The sequence below is a fragment of the Herbiconiux sp. genome (assembly GCF_023264895.1).
In the GTDB taxonomy this organism is placed as follows: Bacteria; Actinomycetota; Actinomycetes; order Actinomycetales; family Microbacteriaceae; genus Herbiconiux.
Genome location: NZ_JAHFUY010000158.1, coordinates 1 through 3,772 on the forward strand (window position 1 = coordinate 1; position 3,772 = coordinate 3,772).

At 68.5% G+C, this 3,772-nt stretch carries 4 protein-coding genes and 1 pseudogene; all 5 read left to right on the forward strand.

Features of this window, described 5'->3' with window-relative positions; translation table 11 throughout:
* Window positions 1–188, forward strand: a pseudogene (locus tag Q0D57_RS19190) (amino acid ABC transporter ATP-binding protein); the annotation flags it as partial.
* 60 nt (window positions 189–248) lie between these two features.
* Window positions 249–1,112: a glutamate ABC transporter substrate-binding protein gene (locus Q0D57_RS19195; protein WP_259524709.1), complete on the forward strand. Its 864-nt coding sequence runs from the start codon at window positions 249–251 to the stop codon at window positions 1,110–1,112.
* Window positions 1,113–1,185: 73 nt separating this feature from the next.
* The gene (locus tag Q0D57_RS19200) at window positions 1,186–1,833 is read left to right on the forward strand and encodes an amino acid ABC transporter permease (RefSeq protein ID WP_291047017.1); all 648 of its coding nucleotides are present in this window, start codon (window positions 1,186–1,188) and stop codon (window positions 1,831–1,833) included.
* Window positions 1,830–2,717 (forward strand): amino acid ABC transporter permease, encoded by an 888-nt coding sequence (locus Q0D57_RS19205; protein WP_291047018.1) that lies wholly within the window; start codon window positions 1,830–1,832, stop codon window positions 2,715–2,717. Before Q0D57_RS19200 ends, Q0D57_RS19205 begins: the two co-directional genes overlap by 4 nt.
* 43 nt (window positions 2,718–2,760) lie before the next feature.
* On the forward strand, window positions 2,761–3,772 hold a 1,012-nt coding region (pheS, locus tag Q0D57_RS19210; protein ID WP_291047020.1), incomplete at its 3' end, for a phenylalanine--tRNA ligase subunit alpha.

Here is a 3,772-nt window from a genome sequence, read left to right on the forward strand (position 1 = left end):
GTCTCGCCAAGGACGGCATGACCATGATCGTCGTCACGCACGAGATGGGCTTCGCCAGGAAGGCCGCCGATCGCGTGATCTTCATGGCCGACGGCCGCATCGAGGAGGAGGCGGCGCCCGAGGCCTTCTTCAGCAACCCCCAGTCACCGAGAGCGAAGGACTTCCTCTCCAAGATCCTCGCCCACTAGGCGGGAACAAGCCCGCCACAGCAGATGCGCGGGGAACAGCACACACGAGAGGTACGACCAATGAGGCACAAGAAGCTATCGTTCTTCGCACTCGCCGCGGCCACAGCAGTGGTCCTGACCGGATGCGCCGGAGGTGACGCCGGCGAAGCCGAAGTCACGCCCGAGGCAGCCCCCACCTTCGCCGCCGGCTCCACGATGGAGACCCTGGCGAGCGCGGGCGAGATCACGATCGGCACCAAGTTCGACCAGCCCCTGTTCGGTCTCGTCGGCCCGAGCGGCACGCCAGAGGGCTTCGACGTGGAGATCGGCAAGATCATCGCCGCGAAGCTCGGCATCGCCGAAGACGGCATCAACTGGGTCGAGACGGTCTCGGCCAACCGCGAGCCCTTCATCCAGAACGGCGAGGTCGACATCGTCGTGGCGACCTACACGATCAACGACAAGCGCAAAGAGGTCATCTCCTTCGCGGGTCCGTACTACGAGGCCGGCCAGTCCATCCTCACGCTGGCCGACAACGACGACATCAAGAGCGAAGACGACCTCGTGGGCCAGCCCGTCTGCTCGGTCACCGGCTCGACTCCTGCGGCCAACCTCGAGGAGCTCGGCGCCGAGGTCGTGCTGACCGACACCTACACCAACTGCCTGGAGCCGCTGCGCACGGGCTCCGTGGTCGCGGTCTCGACCGACAACGTCATCCTCGCGGGCCTCGCCGCCCAGAACGAGGGCGAGTTCAAGGTGGTGGGCGAGCCCTTCACGCAGGAGCCCTACGGCATCGGCCTCGCGCTCGAGGACACCGAGTTCCGCGACTGGATCAACGACGTGCTCGAGGAGTCCTACGAGGACGGCTCGTACGAGGCGGCGTGGGACGAGACGGCCGGAGCCGTGCTGCCCTTCGTCGACCCGCCCGCGGTGGATCGCTACTAGCAACCAGCCCTGCCGGTGAGGGGTGCCTCCGGGCACCCCTCACCTCGCATGAGAAGAACAGGAAGGAGCGCGGGTGAACGTCGTCATCGACAACCTGCCCCTGTACCTCGAGGGCTTCGGGCAGACGCTGTCGCTGCTCGTGATCTCGGGGCTCGCCGCACTCGTGGTCGGCACGATCGTGGCCGTGATGCGGATCTCGCCGATCCCGTCGCTGTCGGGGTTCGCCGCCGTCTACACCGAGCTGCTGCGCAACACCCCGCTGACCCTCGTCCTGTTCTTCTGCGCCATCATCCTGCCCTACCTCGGTTCGGAGCTGCCCTACTTCTGGTGCGCCATCATCGGCCTCACCGCCTACACCTCGCCGTTCGTGGCCGAGGCGATCCGCTCGGGCGTGAACGGCGTGCCCATCGGGCAGGCCGAGGCCGCGCGGAGCCTGGGTCTCGGCTTCGGCCAGACGGTGGGGATCATCATCTTCCCGCAGGCGATCCGGATGGTCATCCCGCCGCTCATCAACGTCCTGATCGCGCTCACCAAGAACACCTCGGTGGCCGGCGCCTTCTTCGTGGCCGAGCTCTTCGGCGTGGGCCGCACGCTCGCCAACGCGAACGGCAACGCGGTGGTCGCGGTCCTCCTGGCCGTCGCCACCTTCTACCTCCTCATCACCATCCCGCTCGGCATCCTGGCCGGCCGGCTCGAGAAGAAGTTCGTGGTGCAGCGATGAGCGCTCCCTCCGTCCTGTTCGACGCCCCCGGCCCCCGGGCCCGCCGGCGCTCCCGGATCGCCTCGGCGATCGTCATCCTCGTGCTCGCGGCGGGTGCCGCCTGGGTGGTCTACACGCTCGCCCAGCCGCGCGACTCCGGCGGCATCACGCTGCCCGGCTTCTTCGACTGGAGCCGCTGGGAACGCCTCGTCACCGACCCGGAGTTCTGGACATTCGTCGGCCGCGGCCTCCTCGCCACCCTGCAGGCCGCCGCCATCGCGGCCGTCATCGCGATCGTGGTGGGAGTGCTCTTCGCGCTCCTGCGCACCTCGCCGAAGGCCGTCGTGCGCGTGCCCGTCACCATCGTGCTGGAGTTCGTGCGCGGCATGCCCGTGCTGCTGATGATGTTCTTCATCCTGCTCGTGGCCTCCACGGGGGCGTTCTGGGCCGTGGTGCTCGGGCTCGGGCTCTACAACGGAGCCATCATCGGAGAGGCCCTCCGCGCCGGCATCGCCTCCCTTCCGCGCGGCCAGAAGGAGGCGGGGCTGAGCCTCGGCCTCACCCGGCTGCAGACCAAGATGCTGATCGAGTTCCCGCAGGCCTTCCGGCAGATGCTGCCGATCATCCTGGCGCAGCTCGTCGTGCTCCTGAAAGACACGAGCCTCGGCTTCATCGTGGGCTACAACGAGCTCATCCGCGTGACGATGAACAACCTCTCCGCCTACTACGGCAACCGGTTCCTGTTCACCCTCTTCGTCATCACACTCGTGATCTACCTCACGGTCAACCTCACGTTCTCGTGGGTCACGCGCCGGATCGCGGCCCGCAGCGCCCGCAAGCGCGGTGCGGCCGCCAAGAAGACCATCGCGGGCCCGCTCGATCCCGCCGACGCCACCACGGAGTGAGCCGGTGCTGTGCCCAGACGCGCAGCGCGTAAACTTGTGACTCGTGTCTGAACCCATCGCCATCACCGAGCAGGCGGTGAACGACGCGGTCGACGCGGCGCTCTCAGCCCTCGCGACCGCCACCGATTCCGCATCCCTCCGCGCCGTGCGCTCCGAGCACGCCGGAGAGGCCTCGGCGCTCGCGCAGTTCAACGCGCAGATCAAGGCGCTGCCCGGCGACCAGAAGGCCGCCGCGGGCAAGCTCGTGGGCCAGGCCCGCGCGCGGGTCACCCAGGCGATCGCCGCGCGCGAGACCGAGGTCGTCGCGCTCGAGGAGGCCGCCAGGCTCGAGAGCGAGACGCTCGACGTGACGGCCGTCGCGAGCCGGCGCCGCATCGGCGCCCGCCATCCGCTCTCGCTGCTGCAGGACCGGATCGCCGACATCTTCGTGGGCATGGGCTGGGAGGTGGCCGAAGGGCCCGAGGTCGAGAGCGAGTGGTTCAACTTCGACGCCCTCAACTTCGACGCCGACCACCCCGCGCGTGCCATGCAGGACACCTTCTTCATCGACCCGCCGGAGTCGCACCTCGTGCTGCGCACGCACACGAGCCCCGTGCAGGTGCGGAGCCTTCTCGAGCGCGACCTGCCGGTCTACGTCATCGCCCCCGGCCGCGTCTACCGCACCGACGAGCTCGACGCCACGCACACCCCCGTGTTCAGTCAAGTCGAGGGCATCGCCATCGACAAGGGGCTCACCATGGCGCACCTCCGCGGCACGCTCGAGCACTTCGCCACGCAGATGTTCGGCGAGGGCGCCAAGATCCGCCTGCGTCCCAACTACTTCCCGTTCACGGAGCCGAGTGCCGAGATGGACGTCTGGCAGCCGAACGCCAAGGGCGGCGCGCGCTGGGTGGAGTGGGGCGGCTGCGGCATGGTCAACCCCAACGTGCTCCGCTCGGCGGGCATCGATCCCGACGAGTTCTCGGGTTTCGCCTTCGGCATGGGCATCGAGCGCACCCTGCAGTTCCGCAACGACCTCAACGACATGCGCGACATGGTCGAGGGCGACGTGCGAC